Source organism: Halothiobacillus sp. DCM-1, assembly GCF_045689735.1.
Taxonomy (GTDB): domain Bacteria; phylum Pseudomonadota; class Gammaproteobacteria; order Halothiobacillales; family Halothiobacillaceae; genus Halothiobacillus.
Map to the genome: position 1 here is coordinate 1,787,253 of NZ_CP142685.1, position 20,293 is coordinate 1,807,545.

The following is a 20,293-nucleotide window of genomic DNA, read 5'->3' on the forward strand; positions in this document are numbered from 1 at the left end:
CCCGCCCGCTTTGGCAATCGGCACCGATCATCATCCCGGTTTCCTCTCGGCACAACATAGTCTCCGATGCACCATTCACGATATGGCCTGCTAAACTGATCCGTCTCGATTATTCGCCTCATGACACATCCATCCGACGCCCATTGTTCAATCAACCCCGCTTGCTCAAGGCTCCCCATGCTTCATACCTCACGCGCACCGCATCCCGAACTCGACGCTCATTACTGCGGCCCGTTGCTTGAGATCGAATCGCACATCATTAGCCATCACCGCCCCATCGAGGCATGGTTTCGCAAGCAATGGTTGAAGTATCCCGCCCCGTTCTATACCTCGGTCGATCTACGCAATGCCGGCTTCAAGCTGGCACCGGTCGATACCAACCTGTTCCCTGCGGGCTTCAATAATCTCAATCACATTTTCGACCCCCTGATGGTGCAGGCGATTCAGGCGGCGGTGGAGCACACCTGCCCCGAGGCGCGGGACATTCTGATCATTCCAGAACGCCATACCCGGAATTTGTTTTATCTGGAGTCACTCGCCGCGCTGGTCTCGTTCATCGAGCTGGCCGGCTTCGGGGTACGCATTGGTTCACTGGAACCGATCACCGAACCGGTGACATTCTCGCTGCCCTCTGGTCGCACGATCACGCAATACCCGATTCAACGGGTGGGGCGGCGCATCGAGCTGGAGGGATTTTCCCCCTGCACGATTTTGTTGAACAACGATCTCTCCGGCGGCGCCCCGGCTGTGCTCGAGAACCTCGAACAAACCGTGATCCCGCCCACGAGCCTCGGTTGGTGGCGGCGCTCCAAATACGAGCACTTTTCGATCTACCAAACCCTGACACAAGAGCTTTGCGCGCTGATTGGGCTGGATCCCTGGCATCTCACCCCCCTGATGCGCGATTGCGGCCAGATCGACTTTCTCAAACGCACCGGCGAAGACTGCCTGGCCGAACAAGTCGAGGCGCTACTGGCAGAAATTCAGCAAAAGTACGATGCGCACGGGGTGACCGAGCGACCCTTCGTGGTGATCAAAGCCGATGCCGGCACCTATGGCATGGGCGTGATGACCGTGCAATCCGCCGACGAGGTGCGCGGGCTCAATCGCAAGCAGCGCACCAAGATGAGCGCCAGTAAAGAGGGGCTGGACATCAAGCGGGTGCTGATTCAGGAAGGCATTCACAGTTTCGAGAAAGTCGCCATTACGCCGGAAGGCGAACGCTTCGTGGCCGAGCCGGTGATTTACATGGTGGATCACTTCGTCGTGGGCGGCTTTTATCGCGTTCATACCGAAAAAGACATCAACGAAAATCTCAACTCGCCGGGCGCCGCGTTCGTTCCACTGCCATTCAACGAGTCCTGTAGCCTGCCCTCCCCCGACGACGCGCTCGACAGCGAACGCAACCGGCTGTATGTCTATGGCGTGGTCGCGCGGCTGGCGCTGCTCGCGGCGGCGCACGAACATCAGCAGGCCGCCAATGCTTCGGTGCCGACGCCATGACCACCCCGCTCAAGCTTGGCGTGGTGATGGATCCGATCAGCCAGATCAAGCCGTACAAAGACACTTCCTTTGCCCTGCTGCTCGCCGCCCAGGCACGCGGCTGGTCGGTGTACTACCTCGAACCCGACTGGCTCTACGCCGAGCGGGGGCGCGCGAAATCCCGAGCGCACCGGATCCGCGTTTTCGACCGGCGCGAACAGTGGTTCGCGCTGGAGGCGGCTGAATCGCTCGATCTTGCCACCTTCGATATCCTGATCCAGCGCCAGGATCCGCCCGTCGATGTGAACTATCACAGCGTCACCGCCCTGTTGGCGTTGGCGGAGCAGACGGGGGTTCTGGTCGCCAACCGCCCCAATGCCCTGCGCGCCGCCAATGAAAAGTTGCTGGCGCAGGAATTCCCGAACCTCTGCCCGCCCACTCTCGTCACGCGGGATGCCGGACAAATCCGCCAATTTCTGGCCGAACAGGGGCACATCGTGCTCAAACCGCTGGACGCCATGGGCGGCAGCTCGGTCTTCCAGATCAAGGCGGGGGATCTGAATACCGAAGTCATCATCGAAACGATGACCCACCAGGGCTTGATCATGGCGCAGGCTTTCCTGCCTGCGGTGCGGGAAGGCGATCGCCGCATTCTGCTGATCAACGGCGAACCGGTCGATCATGCCTTGCTGCGCACGCCGCAGGATACGGATTTTCGCGCCAATCTGGCCGCCGGTGGACGGGGCACCGTCGTGCCCCTGCGTCCGCGGGATCGTGAAATTGCCGCCGTCGTCGGCTCCACGCTGGCGGCACGCGGGTTCTGGTTTGTCGGGCTCGATGTGATTGGGGAACACCTCACGGAAATCAATGTCACCAGCCCCACCTGCGCGCGCGAAATCGATGCCGTTTGCCATAACGATCCGGCCGGGCAGTTTCTGGATTTTCTGGCCGCGACCCGCAGAGGCAGGCCGTGAACCGCCGCCGCTTTCTGGGTACGCTGGCGGGCACGCTGGCCGCACCGTTAGCGCTGGAGGGATGCAGCCGCCACCCCGCGTTAGTGGAAGAAGGCTTCATGGTCTTCAACATGCCGATGACCCTGCGCTTTGCCAATGAACCGGCCGACAAAATCACCGCCGCCGTCAATGCGGCCGCGGGCATCGTCGAGCCGCTCTACCGCCGGATCCATCCCTGGAAACCGAGTGACCTCACCCACTTCAATGCCGAACTGGCCGCCCACGGAGCCGCCACCGCCACCCCGGAAATTCTCGACCTGATCGAGATTTCCCGAACGCTGTTCGATGCCACCGATGGCGCCTTCGATCCGACCATCGGCGCGCTGATTGCGGCCTGGGGCTTTCACGACAGCCATGTCACCACCCCGCATCCCCTGCCCAGTGAAGCGTTTCTTGACGCCTGGCTGGCCAACCGCCCGACCATGCGGGATGTCACCGTCACCGGCCAGGAAGTGCACACCACCAATCGGCGGGTGCAGTTCGATTTCAATGGCTGCGCCGAAGGCTATGCGGCGCATCTGGTCATGCGACGGATTGAGCAACTCGGCATCAAAAACTGCCTGTTCGACACCGGCGGCGATTTGTTCATGATCGGTCAGGCCGGCGACAAACCCTGGCACCTGGCAATCGAAAACCCCATCGGGCGCGGTGTGTTGTGCAGTATTGATCTATCCGGCCACACGCAACCGAACGGTCACCAATCCCTGAACAGCTCGGGCAATTACGAGCATCGCTTCATCTATCAAGGGGAAGCGTATTCTCACATCATCAACCCACACACCGCCCGTCCAGTGCGGCGCGTGGCGGGCAGCACCATCTGGGGACACCATTACCCGATTTGCGACGGCGCAACCAAAGGCGCGATGTTGCTTGAACCCGAACAAGTCGCCAGAATGGCGCAGCGATTGAACTTGAGCGGCGTGCTCTACATGCAGGACAATGGCGCTCTCTGGCTGGATGAGGGGATGCGTGCGCAGATTCAACCACTGTCCCAAACGGTCGACTGGAACGCCACGCATCTCATTCCCCGCGATGCTTCCTGAGCAAAACCGGGCAAGCGCCGGGCGTGCCGTTTTGTGGCATCGCGAATCCTGATGATCGCCCCTGGCCGCCTCGGGTCATCCTTCGCCCCAATGGAAACGCGGGTTTGATCCGGGTTTTCTTGTCCAATACACGGAAGTCTGCAGCATGGATCATTGGGTACTTGATCAGAACCAACGCAACAGCGACCGGCGACTGCTGATTGCGCTCCTCGTGGCGATGGGCATCCACGGACTCATCCTAGCCGTGGTGTTTATCCAACCGGCACCGCCGCCGCCGCTGCCGCCACCGATAGAATTGACCTTGGACGCCCCGCTCGCCGCGCGCACCCACGATGCCACTCCAAACCCCGGACGGGTGCTGGATACCCACATCCAACAGCAAACGGAGGCGAGCCAGACGGGCACTGATACCCCAACCGTTCAGCAAATCAGACCCGGTGCAGGTATCGAAAATGCGGGGAGCCAAGGCCAAAGCGCCGCACCCAGCACCGTGCCCGCGCCGGACACCTTCACCCAACTCAATCAGGCGGTCAGCCAATCCCTGCGCACCGGATATATGACCAGCCAAACCCTCAACGGCCCGGCCGGTGCCTATCTCGCCGCTTGGAAACGGCAAGTCGAGCAATTCGGCAACAGCCACTACCCCGCCGAACTCCTGAATCGCAACCTCTCCGGCCAACTCATTCTCGCCGTCACCATCAATCGGGATGGCCATATTCTGGATATCGCCATTCAGCAGTCTTCCGGTAATCAGGCGCTTGACTACGCCGCCCGACGGCTGGTGCAACTCGCTTCCCCCTACCCCAAATTCCCGCCGGCCTTGGCCGCCCAATACGACCAGATCGTGATTACCCGAACTTGGCTGTTTTCCAGCGGGCACAGCATCCACACCGACGCGGTTCCGCGCACCTCGCGATGATTGCGCCGTGACGAGCAGAACCCTATACTCCTGCGCTGCTCGCGCGGGTGAGGGTCTCTCTCGATTCCTTGCCACTCCACGCGAAACGAAAAATGCTGGAATGCTTTTTCCTTCGTTTTCAGCGCCCCACTCAAGACACCGGCACCGGCCGGCAGAGGTTTAATGCACATGGCTGTCACACTCCCCCCCGGATACAAACCCTCCGAAGACGAGGAATACATGAATCCTCTGCAACTCGAATATTTCCGCCAGAAGCTGTTGGCCTGGCGGGAAGAACTGGTGCAGGAGTCAGAAACCACGGTCAACCATCTGCGTGAAGAAAACTGGCAGGAGCCGGACATCAATGACCGTGCTTCGCTCGAATCCGATGCCGCACTGGAACTGCGCACCCGTGACCGGTACCGCAAGCTGATCAACAAAATCGACAAAACCCTGAAGCAAATTGCCGAAGGCAACTATGGCTACTGTGAAGAAACCGGCGACGAAATCGGTATTCGACGGCTGGAGGCTCGTCCGATCGCCACGCTGACCATCGAGGCGCAAGAGCGTCACGAGCGGCTGGAGCGGGTGCAGCGCGATGAGTAACTTCCACCGCAGTCGGCGCGTGTTTTTTGCGGCGCTACTCGCTCTGCCGCTGTTTGCTCAGGCGGCGGATGCGCCTCCCAAGCCGGTTTCGGTCGAGATCACCACGAATCTCGGCGCCATCACGGTGGCGCTCGATCCGGCCAAGGCACCGAAAACCGTCGCCAATTTTCTGCACTATGTTAAAAGCGGGTTTTATGACGGCACGATCTTTCACCGCGTAATCCCCGGCTTCATGATTCAGGGCGGGGGCTTTACGACCGGCTTCGTGCAGAAACCGACGCAGGCACCGATCGTCAACGAAGCGGGCAATGGCTTGTCCAACCTGCGCGGCACCATCGCCATGGCGCGCACCAGCCAGCCCGATTCGGCCACCAGCCAGTTTTTCATCAATGTGGCCGACAACAAGTTTCTCGACCGCAGTGCCCCGACCCCGCAAGGTGCGGGCTATGCCGTGTTTGGTCATGTCACGAAGGGGATGAGCGTCGTCGATGCCATCGTCAACACGCCCACGGGGGCAGGCGGCCCTTTCCCGCAGGATGTGCCCCAAAAAGCCGTGATCATCGAATCGATCAAAGTGCTGCCTTGAGCGCCGTGCGTACTTGACCGCACGGACAATGATCGCGCCCCATCCGATCCAGACCCCCGAGGCACTCAGCCCCGTTCTGGCCGAGTGCGACGCGGCACCCTTCATTGCACTGGATACCGAATTCCGGCGCGAAGATACCTATGTTCCGGAGCTCTGCCTCGTTCAATTGGCCACCCCGAACGGCTTATGGCTGGTGGATGCCTTGGCGACGGATCTCACCCCCCTGTGGCACAGACTCAACCACACCACCACGCCCGTGGTGCTGCATGCCGCCCAGCAAGATCTGGAGCTGATCGCACAAGCCTCCGGTAGCCTGCCCCGCGTGCTGCGCGATACCCAGATCGCGGCGGCATTTCTTGGCCTGGGCGATCAAATCGGCTACGCCCAACTCGTCGCCGCGCGCCTTCATCTGACCCTCGACAAATCGCAAAGCCGCACCGATTGGACTCAGCGCCCCTTGAGCGAGGCGCAACGGCGCTATGCCGCCGATGATGTCCGGTATCTGCAGGCGCTCTATCCGGGGCTGCTTGAGGCGCTCGAATCGATGAACCGCCGGCGCTGGTTCGAAGAAGAATGTGCGGCATTGAGTGATGCCCGTCGTTTTGCCCCACAAACGACGGGGCTGTGGCGTAAAGTCAGCGGCCAGCAAACCCTGAAACCCGCTGAGCGCGCAGTATTGGAGGCCATCACCACCTGGCGCGAACAACAGGCCATCGACCGCAACCTGCCACGCCGCTGGGTGCTCGCGGACGAGACTGCGCTAAAACTGGCCACCACGCCCAAGCCCAGCCCCGACGACATCATCGCCGGACGACGGGGCGTTGCCCGACCCTCTGAACCCAGTATTCAAGCGCTGCTGGAAGCGATGCGCCGAGCCCGGCAAAGTCCGCCGGAATCCTGGCCGCGCAACCCGATCACGCGACTCAGCCCGGCCGAGCAGTCCCTACTTCAACGCTGGCAAAGCCGCATCCAAGCCGTCGCCACCCAACTCCAACTCAGCCCGGCCCTACTCGCCACCACCGACGATCTGCTGCGGTGGCTACGCCATCCCGAGCAGGCCAACCGTCTGACGCAGGGTTGGCGTGCCGAAGTACTCGATCCGGCGCTACAATTTTCGACATCCACATAACCATCGTCCCAATCGCAAGGCATTCAGATGAACGCACAAGACATCATCGACCGCATCACCGCGTCACTGCCCGATGCCCAAGTCATCCCTGAGGGTGAGGGCTGCCAGTTCAAAATCACGGTCACCAGTGCAGCATTCGCCGGCAAAACCCGGCTCGCGCAACATCAAATGATCAACAAGCTCCTGGCCGACTGGCTCGCCAGCGGCGCCCTGCACGCCATTACCCTGAACACCCGGACACCGACATGAATACAGCCAACGAGAACACCCCCAACACGGAAGCCCTGGAAGCCGCCGCCTTTCGGCGATTGGTCGCGCATCTGCAGCAACGCACCGATGTGCAGAATATCGACCTGATGAATCTCGCCGGATTCTGCCGGAATTGCCTGTCGCGCTGGTATCGTGAAGCCGCCGAAGCCCAGGGCACCCCGCTCAGCGACGCGGATGCGCGGCTCGCCATCTACGGCATGCCCTATGAGGAATGGAAACAGCGGTATCAACGCGAAGCCAGCGCCAGTCAACAAGCACAGTTCGAAGAAGCCCGTCAGCAACACGCCTCATGAACCCCACTCCCTCCGCGCCGCCCGCATTTCGGCGCGCCGTTCTCTGGGTCGCCCTGCTGAATTTCGGCTATTTCTGGGTCGAATGGACGGTCGCCCAATCCATCGGCTCGGTCTCGCTGTTTGCCGATTCGATTGATTTTCTTGAGGATGCCGCAGTCAATGGACTCATTCTCATCGGCCTCGGGCTGAGCGCGGTCGCCCGCGCGCGGCTGGGCATGCTGCTTGCGGGGATCATCCTGATCCCCGGTTTGGCGACGCTGTGGACGGCTGTTCATAAAGTTCTCCAACCGCTGCCGCCAGATGCACTGGATTTAAGCCTGACTGGGCTGGGCGCGCTGATGGTGAATTTCAGTTGCGCCTGGATTTTGCTGCGGTATCGGCGGCATCACGGCAGCCTGGTTCAGGCGGCCTTTCTGTCCGCCCGCAATGATGTGCTGGCCAATCTCGCGATTATCCTCGCGGCGGGCGTGACGCTCGTCTGGACATCCGCGCTGCCGGATCTCATCGTCGGCCTCGGCATCTTCCTATTGAATCTGGATGCCGCGCGGGTGGTGTACCGGCAAGCGATCCAGGAGCGTCGCCGCGCTCGATCGACGGATAGGCCGTGAACCCTTTGCACGCTAGAACGACGGCCATTTCCCCTCGGCAATCGTTTTACTGACCTGCGCTTCGAAGAAGGCGACCCGGGCATTTTCATACGGGATCGTGTCGTTGGCCGTCATCAGTTGATACCAGCCGGTATAGATCGCCACCAGAGCTTCCGGCGGAAAGCCATCGACTTTGCGCGGATCCGGGTTGTCTTCGGCCAGCTTCTGCAACTGATGCTCGGTGAGCTTGGCCAGATGCACGATGCCCTCCACCAGCAGATCGCGGCTATGCGCCGGCGCGGTCTTCGCCAGAATCGCGGCGGCATCCTGCACGGCCTGCGGATGCGGCTGAACCAGAGCCGCGACCTGACCGAGCATCGCCGCCGACCCTTTCAGCGCCATACGCGGCGGCACCGGGAAACCATTGCCGCCGGTGGAATCCACTTGCAATTGAGCCATCCGCACCAGCAAACCAATGCGCGGTAGATTCAGTTCCCGCGACTGGCGCTCGGCGCCCTTGAGCACATCCGGCGTAATCGCCATGCCTCCAGCCAGCCAGCGCTGAATCGTGGTCGATAGGTTTTCCCGTTCTACATACTGAAACTGCCCCTTGTTCCAGGGCAGTATTTTGCTGGTAGGCACTTCTTCGATCGTTTCACGCCGCTTGGCCAGATCCGCTGGTTGCATGATGTCGAGGCCAGGACGCGGACTACAGGTCCCCGCCAGCGTCTTATCCTGACCATTGACCACATCGGAAAGCCGGATATTGACTGTGCCATCGGGGTTGATCTGCGTGATCAGGCCATCGGCATAGCCATCGCTGAGTAAATTCTCGGAATACATCGGAATGAACACCCGATCGCCGACCGAAAACGCCATCGCTGGCAACGCCATCACCCATAACCCGACTGCCAACAGACCCCGGCATTTCATCTGCTTTACCCCCATGATCGTTTCTTCTCGCTACGATATGACTTTAAACCAACAGGATCGATCCCTGATGCACGGTATGCTCCGCTTTGCCCAACGCGATGCCTGGGGGCTGATCGAGGTTCGCAGCGACGAAACCGGCGAAACCACGCTGTACTTTGGCAACGATACCGCCCAATCCGGCTGGTACCCCGACCGCCCCAGCGAACTGGCCTTTGGCTATTACCGCGCCCTGCTCACCGCGCTGGCACTCCACCCGGCGCCCAGCCATGCCATGCTCTACGGCCTGGGGGGCGGCGCCGTCGCGCGCTATCTGCTGGAATATACCGGATTAACGGTCACCGCGTTCGATCTTCGCCCCACCCTGGCGCCGATCGCCCGGGATTATTTCGGCCTGACGCTCGATCACCCACGGCTTGCCCTGCATTTTGGCGATATTGCCGACAGCACGATCCTCGCCCGGCTGCCCCCCTGCGACATCACCCTGCTGGATGTGTTCGACGAACAGGGCATGGTGCCGGTTCCCGCCGCCAGCCTGAACACGATTGCCGAACAGCTGGGCGACGAGGGGATTCTGTGCGTGAATGTCTGGCGCAATGCACTCAACCCGCTGGTCACGCTCAATCAGACGATCGCGCGCTGGTTCGACCCGAACCCGCTGAGTTTTCCGGTTCCGGATCGCTATAACACCGTTCTGTGTTTTCGCAAAAACCCGTGGCGCGCGGCCGATATTGATGCGGCCATCGAACGCGCGCGCCAGTGGCCGCAGCCGGTGGGCGAGATGCTACAAAGCACCCTGGCTTGGCTCGCGCGCAAACCGGGGCGCCAACTCAAACCCCGGTAGTCCGGGCAGAACGCCCCGTGCACCCTCAGCCGCGCAACGCAGCCAATACCGATTCGGCCGACGCGTTTTGCAGGCCAGACTCATCCACGCCGAGCCAGCGCACCACGCCATCCTCTGCAATCAGGGCATACCGTTTGGAGCGCAGCCCCATGGCGGCATTACTCATATCCCGCCCCATCCCCAGCGCCTCGGTGAAGGCAGCATTGCCATCCGATAAAAATCGGATCGATTGCGCCGCATCGCCGAAACTGGCCGCCCACAAGCGCATGATGAATGGGTCATTCACTGCCACGCAGTACACCTGCGCGACACCGGCTGCCCGCAACGCCGCCGCTTGGGCGATAAAACCCGGCACATGTTTTTCGGAGCAGGTCGGTGTGAACGCGCCCGGCACCGCAAAAAACACCACAGTTTTCCCGGCAGTCAATTCAGCCACCGTGTAGCCATCCAGCCCCTGTTCGCCGCGCTCGTGGAGCGTGACGCCGGGTAGTTTGTCGCCAACCTGAATCATTGCGCCTCCTTTAGGCATTACACCCGGCCATACACTTGCGCGCCTTTTTTCACGAATTCGACGGATTTTTCCGCCATCCCCTGTTTGATGGCGGCGATTTCATCCAGCCCCAGGGTTTCCGCATAGTCGCGCACATCCTGCGTGATTTTCATGGAGCAGAAATGCGGGCCGCACATCGAGCAGAAATGCGCCACTTTGTGCGCTTCGGCGGGCAGGGTTTCATCATGGAATTCGCGGGCGCGCTCGGGATCAAGGCCGAGATTGAACTGGTCCGCCCAGCGGAATTCGAAACGCGCCTTGGACAGCGCATTGTCGCGCAACTGCGCGCCGGGGAAGCCCTTGGCCAGATCAGAGGCATGCGCCGCGATCTTGTAGGCAATCACGCCATCACGCACATCGTTTTTATCCGGCAGGCCGAGATGTTCCTTCGGCGTGACATAGCAGAGCATCGCCGTGCCATACCAGCCGATATTCGCCGCGCCGATGGCACTGGTGATGTGATCGTAGGCTGGCGCAATATCGGTCACCAACGGCCCCAGGGTGTAGAACGGTGCCTCAAAGCAATCTACCAGTTCCTTGTCCATGTTCTCCTTGATCATCTGCAAAGGCACATGACCGGGGCCTTCGATCATCACCTGCACATCATGCCGCCAGGCAATCTGCGTCAGTTCACCCAGCGTTTGCAGCTCGCCGAACTGCGCCGCATCGTTCGCATCCGCAAGACAACCGGGGCGCAGGCCATCGCCGAGTGAGAAGCTCACATCGTAGGCTTTCATGATCTCGCAGATCTCTTCAAAGTGCGTGTAGAGGAAGTTTTCCTGATGGTGCGCAAGACACCATTTCGCCATGATCGAGCCGCCGCGCGACACGATGCCGGTTACCCGATCCGCCGTCAGCGGCACATAGCGCAGCAGTACACCGGCATGAATGGTGAAGTAATCCACGCCCTGCTCCGCCTGCTCGATCAGCGTGTCGCGGAAAATCTCCCAGGTCAGTTCCTCGGCCTTGCCGTTTACCTTTTCCAGCGCTTGATAAATCGGCACGGTACCGATCGGCACCGGCGCATTGCGCAGAATCCATTCGCGGGTTTCGTGGATGTGCTTGCCGGTAGAAAGATCCATGATGGTGTCCGCACCCCAGCGAATCCCCCAGACCATCTTTTCCACTTCCTCCGCGATGCCCGATGTCGTGGCGGAATTGCCCAGATTGCCGTTGATCTTGGTGCGGAAATTCCGGCCGATGATCATCGGCTCGAGCTCCGGGTGATTGATATTGGCCGGAATGATGGCCCGACCGCGCGCGATTTCGTCCCGCACGAATTCCGGCGTGATCTCGTCAGGAATCGCCGCGCCGAAGGAATGCCCCTGATGCTGGCGCAGCAAGGCTTTATAGCGCGGATCCGCACGCAACTCGTTCAATCGGTTGTTTTCCCGAATCGCGACGAACTCCATTTCCGGCGTGATGATGCCCTGCCGCGCATAGTGCATCTGCGTCACATTGCGGCCAGCCTTGGCCTTGATTGGCGGACGCACATGCGCAAACCGCAACCCGGCGGTTTTCGGATCCTGCAACCGCGCCTGGCCATAGGCCGAACTGGGGCCGGTCAGCGATTCAGTATCCTGCCGCTCGGCAATCCAGCCCGCGCGGAGCGGGGACAAGCCACGCAACAAATCAATGTGGGCGGAGGGATCCGTGTACGCGCCCGAGGTGTCATACACCGGAATTGGCGGGTTTTGCTCGATGCCGCGATCAGTTCGCGTCGGCGTCTGGCTGACTTCACGCATCGGCACCCGAATGTCCGCCCGCGAACCCGTCACAAAAATCTTCTGGCTGGCCGGGAACGGCGCCGTGACAGAAGCAGAAAGCTGGGCGGTTTTCGCCAGAAAATCTTGGGGGACAGCACTCATCAGGAATCACCTCGATCAACAAGTAACGAAGGGTTCGACCGATGGATGCCACGCCTGCCGGCGCTTGACTTCCCTCCGCCGGTACGAACCGGATCAGGTACTAAGGGACTCTCTCAGCCGACGGCCAGATGGGCCGGGCACCCCCAGTCATACCGGCAAACTAGCGCAGCGACCCAAAAAAGTCTATGGAAAAGTCCAAACATAGCCCCGGATTCCCCCAACCACCCGCGCCCCATCCGGCGTTTCCCGCAGCGTCTTTCTCAGGGCACCGCGTTATCGGAGCGTAGTCAGCGCCGCCCGCTTTGGGTATATTGCGGAGGTTTTTTGCAACCGATGCTGGAATTTCCCCGAATGATGGCTTTCGACACCGAGCTCGCCCGCTTCAACATGATCGAGCAACAAATCCGCCCCTGGGATGTGCTGGACAAACGGGTACTCGCCGCGCTGGCGCACATTCCGCGCGAGCAATTCGTCGCGCCCGAACAGCGCAATCTGGCCTTCTCCGATCTCGCCTTGCCCATTGGTCAGGGCGAAACGATGCTACCGCCGGTCGTTGAAGGCCGCCTATTGCAGGCCGCCAATCCGCAGCCGCAGGAGCGCGTACTGGAAATCGGAACCGGCAGTGGTTTTTTCACGGCCTGCCTCGCCCATCTGGCACGCAGCGTCGTCAGTGTCGAAATTCACCCAGAATTCACCGCCCGCGCCAGTGAGCGCCTGGCGGAACTCGGCATCACGAATGTTCTGCTGGAAACAGGCGATGCCGCCCGCGGCTGGGCACCGAACGAACGCTTCGATGTCATCCTGCTCACCGGCGCAGTGGCCGAACTGCCCGATGCCTTCCGCCAACAGCTCACGATCGGCGGGCGACTGGTGGCCATCGTCGGCCATGAACCGATCATGTCGGCGGTGCGCGTCACCCGGCTCAGTGAAGTCGAGTTCAAGCACGAAACCCTGTTCGAAACCCACACCCGCTATTTGCAGGGTGCCGCGCCCCGGCCTTCGTTTCAATTCAATTGATTGGGAAATGCCGCAGTAGAATCGGCCGGGTCAACTCAGGAAGCACTGGTTCAATCTGCGGTGCACAGGGTGTTTTTTTCACCCGTTCGCCCTATCATTAGTCAGCTAATGATTCGCCCGAGGAAGCTATGCGCACAGAATCCCGATACGCCCGTCCGTTGATTGGCCTGATGCTGAGCCTCGGCCTACTCAGCCACCGTGCTGAAGCCGCGAATCTGCTCGATATCGTAACCCTCGCGCAACAGAACGACGCCAGCCTCAAAGCCGCCGAACAACAACGGCTCGCTGTCGAAGAAAACCGCCCCATCGCGCAAGCCAACTTGCTGCCACAGATCGGCGCAGCCGCAGGCGTGAGTTATAGCCGCACCGATGTGCGCAGCGGCGGCTCACCCACCGCGCCCAATCCCATTCAAGGCAGCGGCAAGAACCTCGGCATCAGCCTGAATCAGGTGGTCTACAACCGCATCGACAACATCAATCTTGGCATCGCCGATCTGCAGATCAAACAGGCCGAACTGACCTACGCGGCGGCGGAACAGAACCTGCTGCTGCGTACCGCCCAAGCGTATTTTGCCGTGCTCAAAGCCAACGCCGCGCTGCAACTGGCCATCGCCAGCCAGACGGCATTCAAAAACCAACTCGCCCAAGCCCAAAAGCGTTATGAAGTCGGCCTGGTCGCCGTCACCGATGTCGCCAACGCTCAGGCGAATTACGACAAGGCCAATGCCGACATCATCAGCGCCCGCAACGGACTGGAAAATGCCCAAACGGCCTTGAGCACCCTGATCGGCCAACCCGCGCCGCCGCTCGACGATACGCAAACCAATTTGAACACCCCGCGCCCCGTGCCAGATCAGCTCGAATCCTGGCAAGCCCTGGCAGTGAAGCAAAATCTCGATCTGCAAAGCGCACAAATCGGCAGCCAAATCAAAGCCCAGCAAGTGGATCTGAACCGCGCCGCCGCCGCGCCCACCGTCAACCTGACCGGGCAATATGGCTACAACAGCGCGCCCAACACCGTCACGGGCACCGTCAACAGCAATCTGGCCGCCAGCATTGGGCTGCAAGTCTCCGTGCCGCTCTACACCGGCGGGCGGATCAACGCACAATCCCGCCAAGCGGCGTTCGGCTATCAACAAAGCCAGTTCGATGTCGATCAACTGCGCCGCACGGTCGAGCAAAATACGGCCAATGACTTCCGCGGCGTCCTCACTCGCATCAGTGAAATCACCGCCTACGAACAGTCGGTCGAATCCGCCCGTACCAGCCTGGCCGCGACCGAAGCCGGATACCAGGTCGGCACCCGCACCATCGTCGATGTGCTGAATGCGCAAATTCAAGTGTTCAGTGCCATGGCGAACTTTCTCAATGCCCGTTACGACTACCTGACGACCTCGCTGCAACTCAAGGCGGACACCGGGCAGCTCACGCTGGAAGACATCAAAGCCATCGACAGCCAGCTTGCGCCGGAAAAAATCAACGCATTGATCGCCCCGCTCATGGGGAACGGCTCGCTCGATACACCCAGCCAGAAAATGATCGAACGGGTGATTGAGCGCGCCAATAAAACCGTCGACCAGCCGCCGACCAAGCACCCCAAATGACGATCCGCGCGATGATTCTAGCCGCCGGGCGCGGCGAGCGGCTGCGGCCGCTGACCGACCACACCCCCAAACCCCTGCTTCCGGTCGCGGGCAAACCCCTGATCGAATACCACATCGAACGGCTGGCCGAAGCGGGGGGGCGCGACATCGTCATCAACCTGAACCATCTGGCCGATCAGATTCCCGCCGCGCTGGGCAATGGGGAACGCTGGGGTGTGCGCCTGCACTACTCCTGGGAAAATCAACTGCCCGAAAACCTTGAAACCGCCGGCGGCATCCGGCACGCGCTCGATCTGCTCAGCGACCCCTTCCTGCTCGTCAATGGCGATATTTTTACCGACTACCCACTCGGCGATTTACTCAACACCCATCTACCGCCCGATACCGACTTTCATCTGGTGCTGGTGCCCAATCCCGCGCATCACCCGCAGGGGGATTTCGCGCTTGAATCGGGCAAACTCATACCCCGCCAAGACAAGGAAGTAACACCGACGCAATGCGGAACTTACGCGGGCATCGGCCTTTACCGGAAAGCGCTGTTCGCCGGACTCCCACCGGGTAGAAATGCACTCGGGTCACTCCTCAAGGACTGGATTTCCGGAGGACGCGGGACGGGCATGCTGTACCCAGGACGATGGATTGATGTGGGAACCACAGAGCGAATGGCGTTGGCGGAAACCTGCGCATCAAGGTACCTCATACAGAATCAATAAGCATTTTTATGAACAAAACCGCGAAATAGCGTTAAGAAAATGATTTTCAGATCAAATGCAAGCGACCAGTGCTCAATGTAATATAGATCATATTCAATGCGTTTTTGCATTTTATCCAATGTCTCTGTTTCGCCTCGCCAGCCATTGATTTGCGCCCAACCCGTGATCCCTGGCTTAACCTTATGCCGGAGCATGTAGCCATCAATCTGTGACTTATATAATTCATTATGCTCAACCGCATGGGGGCGCGGCCCTACAATCGACATGCGGCCTTGCAGCACATTAATGAATTGCGGCAACTCGTCCAGACTCGTTCTGCGCAAAAAAGCGCCGAAGCGGGTTACCCGACTGTCGCCCTTTATGGCTTGTGGGACTTCTCCCGTTGCATCCGGCTCCTCTTTCATACTTCTGAATTTATAGATATTAAATGGTTTACCGTCCCATCCATGGCGTCGTTGTTTATATAACACCGGCCCCTTGGAACTGACCTTGACTCCTAGTGCAATCACGACAAGCACGGGGCTAATCAGCAAAAGAATCAAAAAAGCCAGAACCCGATCCTCAAGCCCTTTCACAATCCGGTTCATGCCTGTCATCGGCGAGGCCGAAAGATCAATCATCGGCATATCCATAATTTCGGACACCCCGTGATTAATCAGAAATAGGCCGAACAAATCCGGTACGAAACGCACATTTGCCGTCGAGAATCGCAGATTCTCCAAAACCTGCTTTAACTGCTGGCTTTGATCTAATGGCATCGCAATCCATACTTCATCGATCGGATGCGAGGACACATAATCGAACAACTCATTCAGAGGATAAATCCCATGCCCGGCGAGCTCGCCGACATCGGCACCATCAGCAAAAACACGCACAACATCAAATCCAGCCCATCCCTGCGTCTCGGTGCGTTGAATCAAATTCGATGCCTGCGCTCCAGATCCCACGATCACGGTCTTGCGGTGATTCAAGCCGCGTTGGCGCAAGCCGCGTAAAATGTAATAAACCACCACACGTTCGGCGGCTAATGCGAAACCGGTCACCAACCACCACTGCGCTAACCAGAGCCGAGAGAAGGTTTCTGCTTCCTTAACCAGGACTAAAACAATCAGTAACAGCATCAAAACTAGCGACCATGCCCCCATCACCCGCAAGGCAGGAGAAGCCAAAGCACGCGCTCGCCATGAGTCATATACGCCCAGAAACGGGAAAACCAAAGCAGCAAGCAGGCCACCAATGACCATCAAGGCACTGTAGGCGTCAGCAATCTGGGGCTCTTCGCTACCAAAGCGAATCCAGAAGGCCAGGAAGCCCCCCGCCCCAACAACCAACACATCCAAAATGCGCGTAATGAATGGGATCAAAGCCCATGCTGATCGTAAAGAAGGATGTGACATATTTCTCGAGAAGCCAAAGTAAAGCATGTCGAACTGAAACGCTTACGATTCAGGCAACCGAAGATCAGGAATAATCCGCCCCCCAAGCTGCCTATGCAGGGAAAGTCGTCAACAGTGTTGAGTCTTACTTCCAATAACCTGTATGCATACTCAGCATGCGTTTCACCCATAAAGGAAAATAGGTCTCCTTCCTCCCCAAACGATAGCCGAGATACTTTAGCATCGTTCGTAAAACGGCCGAAGGCACCAACCAGGGATTATTTTTGAGTAAGTATCGAAGCTCGGAATAAACGAAGCGCCCCCCCTCTCCTTCAGGCGCACCGAAGGCATCCAACATCCAGGATTCACGAGCGTGCATCACACCAATGTCAAAGTAGCGCCGGAGCTCCTGAAGATGGCTGTAATCATGCGAGTGGTATACCTGAGCCTCTGCTTGATAAGCGACTTTCCAACCTGCCAACAGCATCTTGGCTGCGACAATCGTATCCTCTCCAAGAATGACATCCGAAGGAAAGCCACCGACATCAGCCAAGACCTCAGTACGATAAGCCGCGAATGAATTGGACATGAAAGCCGCCTTGATGCCCATACTGGCGGCGTCACCAAAATCACAAACATGACTGGATGCGGGGTAATTGAAAAGTCGGGCATGTGCCTCGATCAGCCCGGCTGTCGGGCGGGGAAGCTGACGACCGTAAGCAGCGCCAACATCATCAGATGCAAAGACTTCAAGCAAGTTAGATATAGAATCGGGTGTGACAAGAATCGCATCTTGCGTAAGAAAAACAATGACGCCGAAATCAGGATTGGAATCAACGGCAAATTGCCTGGTCCCGCCATGATTGAAATTAGCCACAGAAATTTCATGAATTGAAAATCCTGCCTCTTGAGCGATTTTCAAAACATCCGCAGGCGAGCCGGAGTCGATCACCAAGACTGAAGCCGTTACAGACTGCTCACAAACAGCATCAACCCATACCTTCCACTCTCCAGCATTTGGCTTATAGACAGGGACGACAATCAGGATGCTCAAGTCTGACAACGGATAATACCTAGTTAACCTTTCGAGCCTAACTTACCTGTTTTCCCAAGAAAGGCATCTCGAACACCTCTGAACATCATGGCTATCTTGCCCATACGGTCAGGGCCAAAAAGAAGAGTGAAACAAAAAATTTGTATAAGCCGAATCAGATCAATTCTAATCCATAACCAAGGAATATATTTACGCCGGTAAAGCAGAACACTATTGCGAAAAATATAGTAGTAGCGAAAGGCTTTATGGACTGGAACCTCGCGCCAACGCAGAAACCAGAAGCGCTGCCTGTACTCCCCAAGATCGTGCTCCATCAATGCCTCACAATCACCAAGAAGTTCATACCCTTTCGACTTCGCACGCAAACACCATTCTGTATCGACGTGGTCGATAAAGAGGGACTCATCCATAGGACCGATATCATCAAGGACATGAATCGGAATCAATGAACCCGATGTGATCAAGAAGTCTGCGAGAACATAGGGGGCATTCTCAGAACAAGGAATGCGACCAACACGCAGAGTATCAAAGTGGACATGATGTGATACAGCACCACTGTTGACATCGATAAAACGCGGTCCGATCGCGGCCACCGGATGCTCTCCAAAGTACACATCAAAATGTGTAAGCAAAAGTGGAACCATGGAGGATTGCAGTACACTGTCCTGATCCATCAAAAGCACATGCGAGGCATTGAGACCACGAGCACGATGAATCCCCATATTCAAAGCCACACCTAAGCCAAAATTTTCGTCAAGCGCTTCGCAAGAGACCCGCGTAAGAGATGAAAGCCGCTCCATTAGTAGCTTTTGAGTCATTGATGCATTATCAACAACGACGATATGATCAACTTGCACAAGCAACGCCCGAACTGAAGCCAACAGAGACTCCAATTCAGGACAATAACTGACAATCACTGCAACGACATGCGGGGGCATTCAAAACCGAATAATGTAAATAAAAAACATGGACGACCAAACCAACCAATAGTTCTCTAGCGTAGCACCCCCACAATTGGAGAGATACCCAACTTCTTATACTAAATTTCACCGAAGAGTCTTTAAAAACTTGCACCAGATAGCACGAGCCAGTCCCCAAAAACCAAACCGCTGATACACGGACCTTACTCGAGCCATCACACCCCGAAAGCGGTCATTTATGTAACCCATCTCCTTCGCACGTAATCGAATGTACGCCCGATCTTTTGATGGTGAGATTTCAACGCAGGCTTTCTGCAAAGGCTTCGTTACATTGGACCAAGTATACTCTGCCCTAACCTCACTCACCGCCCGCTTGCACCCTCGAAAAAAATCACCGGGTTTCATCATCTGACGAATAGCCAGACACCAATCGTCGACATCTTCATAATTTACAGACACTCCCAGCCCCCTGGCCGAAATTAAATCACCAAACTCATCGCCCTTTGTCGACAAGATTGGCAATCCACACCAAAGGTAATCGAGCATTCGGGTTCTGAACGAGAAACGAGTTTCCATATTGTCCAAATGCGCACTGACACCGACATCAGCATCCATCAGATACTCATGACGAACATCATAATCTACCCAGCCAAAATTAAAGTGGACAAGGCGGTCTATCACCCCCAGCTGCCTAGAATACTCAACAGCTAATCCAACACGATCATGCGGATTAATAGTTGGATTCGGGTGCTTGATCCCCATAAAAACCAAGTGAACACGTGTCCCCTCGATTTCAAGACGCGCTACAGCTTTAAGGATGGTAACTGGGTCAAACCACTCGTAAATCCCCCCTCCCCACACCATGAGAAACTCATCACGCGGAATGTTGAACTTATCTCTAATTGGTGTGCCTCGATTTTTTGGTAATTCATCGGGGAATCCAAAGGGAACAACACTAAAAAAATGTCGAAAATTTGAATCAGACACTGATGGCATTGAGAGAGGATTGATACGTCCGGCCAATGTCAATGCCCCTGCCCAGAAATCCATTTGTCGCTGACTGGCACAGAGAAAATGATCGGCCCAGATAAGCTGCTCCTGCATCATCCGTGCAATACGCCACCCTTCATCTAGCCGTGTAGAATTGGCGGTAGTCTGAGTAGACATGTGGTATTCCAACGGGATCGGGCAATATAAGTCTGCAATCAGAACACCTTCGATATCCTTAAGAAATGGATATCTGGATAAAGAATCCCCCTGAAATATGACTATGTCGGACTGAAAGGCCAAGTGCTTTACAAGGGTGCTATCACCAACATTCAACTTGAATCCGCGAAAATTGTGCTCGCCGATATCAGCAGCCAACAAGGTAACATCATGCAAAAATGATAACGTCTTGGCAATTTCTACAGAGCGAATTGCCGTACCCGCCATCTGCTTACCAACAACATCACTACATAACAAGAGAATGCGTTTTCTGTTCGCAGCAATTCCGGAGGACACCTGATTA

21 protein-coding genes and 1 riboswitch are annotated in these 20,293 nt (G+C 57.7%); of the genes, 14 read left to right on the forward strand and 7 right to left on the reverse strand.

Annotated features, from left to right (window positions below; genetic code table 11):
• Positions 1–177 precede the first annotated feature (177 nt).
• From gshA to VOI35_RS08390, 10 genes are all read left to right on the forward strand, one after another.
• A complete protein-coding gene (gshA, locus tag VOI35_RS08345; RefSeq protein WP_407275596.1) occupies positions 178–1,503 on the forward strand; it encodes a glutamate--cysteine ligase in 1,326 nt (441 codons plus the stop codon).
• On the forward strand, positions 1,500–2,456 hold the full coding sequence (gene gshB, locus VOI35_RS08350) for a glutathione synthase (protein ID WP_407275597.1): 957 nt from the start codon (positions 1,500–1,502) through the stop codon (positions 2,454–2,456). The genes gshA and gshB overlap by 4 nt, the downstream gene beginning before the upstream one ends.
• Positions 2,453–3,538: an FAD:protein FMN transferase gene (locus VOI35_RS08355; RefSeq protein WP_407275598.1), complete on the forward strand. Its 1,086-nt coding sequence runs from the start codon at positions 2,453–2,455 to the stop codon at positions 3,536–3,538. Before gshB ends, VOI35_RS08355 begins: the two co-directional genes overlap by 4 nt.
• Before the next feature lie 145 nt (positions 3,539–3,683).
• Positions 3,684–4,457 (forward strand): energy transducer TonB, encoded by a 774-nt coding sequence (locus VOI35_RS08360; RefSeq protein WP_407275599.1) that lies wholly within the window; start codon positions 3,684–3,686, stop codon positions 4,455–4,457.
• A 168-nt stretch (positions 4,458–4,625) separates the two neighbouring features.
• A complete protein-coding gene (gene dksA / locus VOI35_RS08365; RefSeq protein WP_407275600.1) occupies positions 4,626–5,042 on the forward strand; it encodes an RNA polymerase-binding protein DksA in 417 nt (138 codons plus the stop codon).
• Positions 5,035–5,628 (forward strand): peptidylprolyl isomerase, encoded by a 594-nt coding sequence (locus VOI35_RS08370; RefSeq protein ID WP_407275601.1) that lies wholly within the window; start codon positions 5,035–5,037, stop codon positions 5,626–5,628. Before dksA ends, VOI35_RS08370 begins: the two co-directional genes overlap by 8 nt.
• A 28-nt stretch (positions 5,629–5,656) precedes the next feature.
• On the forward strand, positions 5,657–6,757 hold the full coding sequence (gene rnd / locus VOI35_RS08375; RefSeq protein ID WP_407275602.1) for a ribonuclease D: 1,101 nt from the start codon (positions 5,657–5,659) through the stop codon (positions 6,755–6,757).
• 27 nt (positions 6,758–6,784) lie between these two features.
• Complete coding sequence (locus tag VOI35_RS08380) at positions 6,785–7,006, forward strand: BolA family protein (RefSeq protein WP_407275603.1); 222 nt, start codon at positions 6,785–6,787, stop codon at positions 7,004–7,006.
• Positions 7,003–7,320 (forward strand): DUF1244 domain-containing protein, encoded by a 318-nt coding sequence (locus VOI35_RS08385; RefSeq protein ID WP_407275604.1) that lies wholly within the window; start codon positions 7,003–7,005, stop codon positions 7,318–7,320. Before VOI35_RS08380 ends, VOI35_RS08385 begins: the two co-directional genes overlap by 4 nt.
• Positions 7,317–7,928 (forward strand): cation transporter, encoded by a 612-nt coding sequence (locus VOI35_RS08390; RefSeq protein ID WP_407275605.1) that lies wholly within the window; start codon positions 7,317–7,319, stop codon positions 7,926–7,928. The genes VOI35_RS08385 and VOI35_RS08390 overlap by 4 nt, the downstream gene beginning before the upstream one ends.
• Positions 7,929–7,940: 12 nt before the next feature.
• Here the strand turns inward: VOI35_RS08390 and VOI35_RS08395 are convergent, their stop codons facing one another.
• Positions 7,941–8,840, reverse strand: coding sequence for a hypothetical protein (locus tag VOI35_RS08395; protein ID WP_407275606.1), 900 nt, complete (start codon positions 8,838–8,840; stop codon positions 7,941–7,943).
• A gap of 67 nt (positions 8,841–8,907) precedes the next feature.
• On the opposite strand from VOI35_RS08395, the gene VOI35_RS08400 reads away from it, so the two are divergent.
• Complete coding sequence (locus tag VOI35_RS08400) at positions 8,908–9,681, forward strand: spermidine synthase (RefSeq protein WP_407275607.1); 774 nt, start codon at positions 8,908–8,910, stop codon at positions 9,679–9,681.
• 25 nt (positions 9,682–9,706) lie between these two features.
• On the opposite strand, the gene VOI35_RS08405 is transcribed toward VOI35_RS08400, so the two are convergent.
• Positions 9,707–10,192: a peroxiredoxin gene (locus VOI35_RS08405; RefSeq protein WP_407275608.1), complete on the reverse strand. Its 486-nt coding sequence runs from the start codon at positions 10,190–10,192 to the stop codon at positions 9,707–9,709.
• 17 nt (positions 10,193–10,209) lie between these two features.
• On the reverse strand, positions 10,210–12,099 hold the full coding sequence (gene thiC, locus VOI35_RS08410; protein WP_407275609.1) for a phosphomethylpyrimidine synthase ThiC: 1,890 nt from the start codon (positions 12,097–12,099) through the stop codon (positions 10,210–10,212).
• A gap of 53 nt (positions 12,100–12,152) precedes the next feature.
• Positions 12,153–12,254, reverse strand: a riboswitch (TPP riboswitch).
• 196 nt (positions 12,255–12,450) lie between these two features.
• Between thiC and VOI35_RS08415 the strand changes: the two genes are divergently transcribed.
• From VOI35_RS08415 to murU, 3 genes are all read left to right on the forward strand, one after another.
• On the forward strand, positions 12,451–13,116 hold the full coding sequence (locus VOI35_RS08415; protein WP_407275610.1) for a protein-L-isoaspartate O-methyltransferase family protein: 666 nt from the start codon (positions 12,451–12,453) through the stop codon (positions 13,114–13,116).
• A gap of 128 nt (positions 13,117–13,244) precedes the next feature.
• Positions 13,245–14,720, forward strand: a complete 1,476-nt coding sequence (locus VOI35_RS08420) for a TolC family outer membrane protein (RefSeq protein ID WP_407275611.1) — start codon at positions 13,245–13,247, stop codon at positions 14,718–14,720.
• A gap of 2 nt (positions 14,721–14,722) precedes the next feature.
• Complete coding sequence (gene murU / locus VOI35_RS08425; protein WP_407276821.1) at positions 14,723–15,433, forward strand: N-acetylmuramate alpha-1-phosphate uridylyltransferase MurU; 711 nt, start codon at positions 14,723–14,725, stop codon at positions 15,431–15,433.
• Here murU and VOI35_RS08430 read toward each other — a convergent pair.
• The 4 genes from VOI35_RS08430 to VOI35_RS08445 all read right to left on the reverse strand — a co-directional run bounded on the left by VOI35_RS08430 (position 15,427) and on the right by VOI35_RS08445 (position 20,286).
• Positions 15,427–16,830 (reverse strand): undecaprenyl-phosphate glucose phosphotransferase, encoded by a 1,404-nt coding sequence (locus VOI35_RS08430; RefSeq protein ID WP_407275612.1) that lies wholly within the window; start codon positions 16,828–16,830, stop codon positions 15,427–15,429. The genes murU and VOI35_RS08430 overlap by 7 nt on opposite strands.
• A gap of 124 nt (positions 16,831–16,954) precedes the next feature.
• Positions 16,955–17,863 (reverse strand): glycosyltransferase, encoded by a 909-nt coding sequence (locus VOI35_RS08435; protein WP_407275613.1) that lies wholly within the window; start codon positions 17,861–17,863, stop codon positions 16,955–16,957.
• 23 nt (positions 17,864–17,886) lie between these two features.
• Positions 17,887–18,801, reverse strand: a complete 915-nt coding sequence (locus VOI35_RS08440) for a glycosyltransferase family 2 protein (protein WP_407275614.1) — start codon at positions 18,799–18,801, stop codon at positions 17,887–17,889.
• A gap of 108 nt (positions 18,802–18,909) precedes the next feature.
• Complete coding sequence (locus tag VOI35_RS08445) at positions 18,910–20,286, reverse strand: hypothetical protein (RefSeq protein WP_407275615.1); 1,377 nt, start codon at positions 20,284–20,286, stop codon at positions 18,910–18,912.
• Positions 20,287–20,293 lie beyond the last annotated feature (7 nt).

What these genes read in the sequence shown, in the direction of transcription:
- VOI35_RS08415 (WP_407275610.1), top strand. Translation starts at nt 12,451, where the DNA reads ATGATGGCTTTCGACACCGAGCTCGCCCGCTTCAACATGATCGAGCAA.
- VOI35_RS08430 (WP_407275612.1), bottom strand. Translation starts at nt 16,830, where the DNA reads ATGTCACATCCTTCTTTACGATCAGCATGGGCTTTGATCCCATTCATT.
- dksA (WP_407275600.1), top strand. Translation starts at nt 4,626, where the DNA reads ATGGCTGTCACACTCCCCCCCGGATACAAACCCTCCGAAGACGAGGAA.
- gshB (WP_407275597.1), top strand. Translation starts at nt 1,500, where the DNA reads ATGACCACCCCGCTCAAGCTTGGCGTGGTGATGGATCCGATCAGCCAG.
- VOI35_RS08420 (WP_407275611.1), top strand. Translation starts at nt 13,245, where the DNA reads ATGCGCACAGAATCCCGATACGCCCGTCCGTTGATTGGCCTGATGCTG.
- VOI35_RS08395 (WP_407275606.1), bottom strand. Translation starts at nt 8,840, where the DNA reads ATGAAATGCCGGGGTCTGTTGGCAGTCGGGTTATGGGTGATGGCGTTG.
- VOI35_RS08370 (WP_407275601.1), top strand. Translation starts at nt 5,035, where the DNA reads ATGAGTAACTTCCACCGCAGTCGGCGCGTGTTTTTTGCGGCGCTACTC.
- VOI35_RS08440 (WP_407275614.1), bottom strand. Translation starts at nt 18,801, where the DNA reads ATGCCCCCGCATGTCGTTGCAGTGATTGTCAGTTATTGTCCTGAATTG.
- VOI35_RS08380 (WP_407275603.1), top strand. Translation starts at nt 6,785, where the DNA reads ATGAACGCACAAGACATCATCGACCGCATCACCGCGTCACTGCCCGAT.
- VOI35_RS08400 (WP_407275607.1), top strand. Translation starts at nt 8,908, where the DNA reads ATGCACGGTATGCTCCGCTTTGCCCAACGCGATGCCTGGGGGCTGATC.
- VOI35_RS08360 (WP_407275599.1), top strand. Translation starts at nt 3,684, where the DNA reads ATGGATCATTGGGTACTTGATCAGAACCAACGCAACAGCGACCGGCGA.
- thiC (WP_407275609.1), bottom strand. Translation starts at nt 12,099, where the DNA reads ATGAGTGCTGTCCCCCAAGATTTTCTGGCGAAAACCGCCCAGCTTTCT.
- VOI35_RS08390 (WP_407275605.1), top strand. Translation starts at nt 7,317, where the DNA reads ATGAACCCCACTCCCTCCGCGCCGCCCGCATTTCGGCGCGCCGTTCTC.
- rnd (WP_407275602.1), top strand. Translation starts at nt 5,657, where the DNA reads ATGATCGCGCCCCATCCGATCCAGACCCCCGAGGCACTCAGCCCCGTT.
- gshA (WP_407275596.1), top strand. Translation starts at nt 178, where the DNA reads ATGCTTCATACCTCACGCGCACCGCATCCCGAACTCGACGCTCATTAC.
- VOI35_RS08405 (WP_407275608.1), bottom strand. Translation starts at nt 10,192, where the DNA reads ATGATTCAGGTTGGCGACAAACTACCCGGCGTCACGCTCCACGAGCGC.
- VOI35_RS08385 (WP_407275604.1), top strand. Translation starts at nt 7,003, where the DNA reads ATGAATACAGCCAACGAGAACACCCCCAACACGGAAGCCCTGGAAGCC.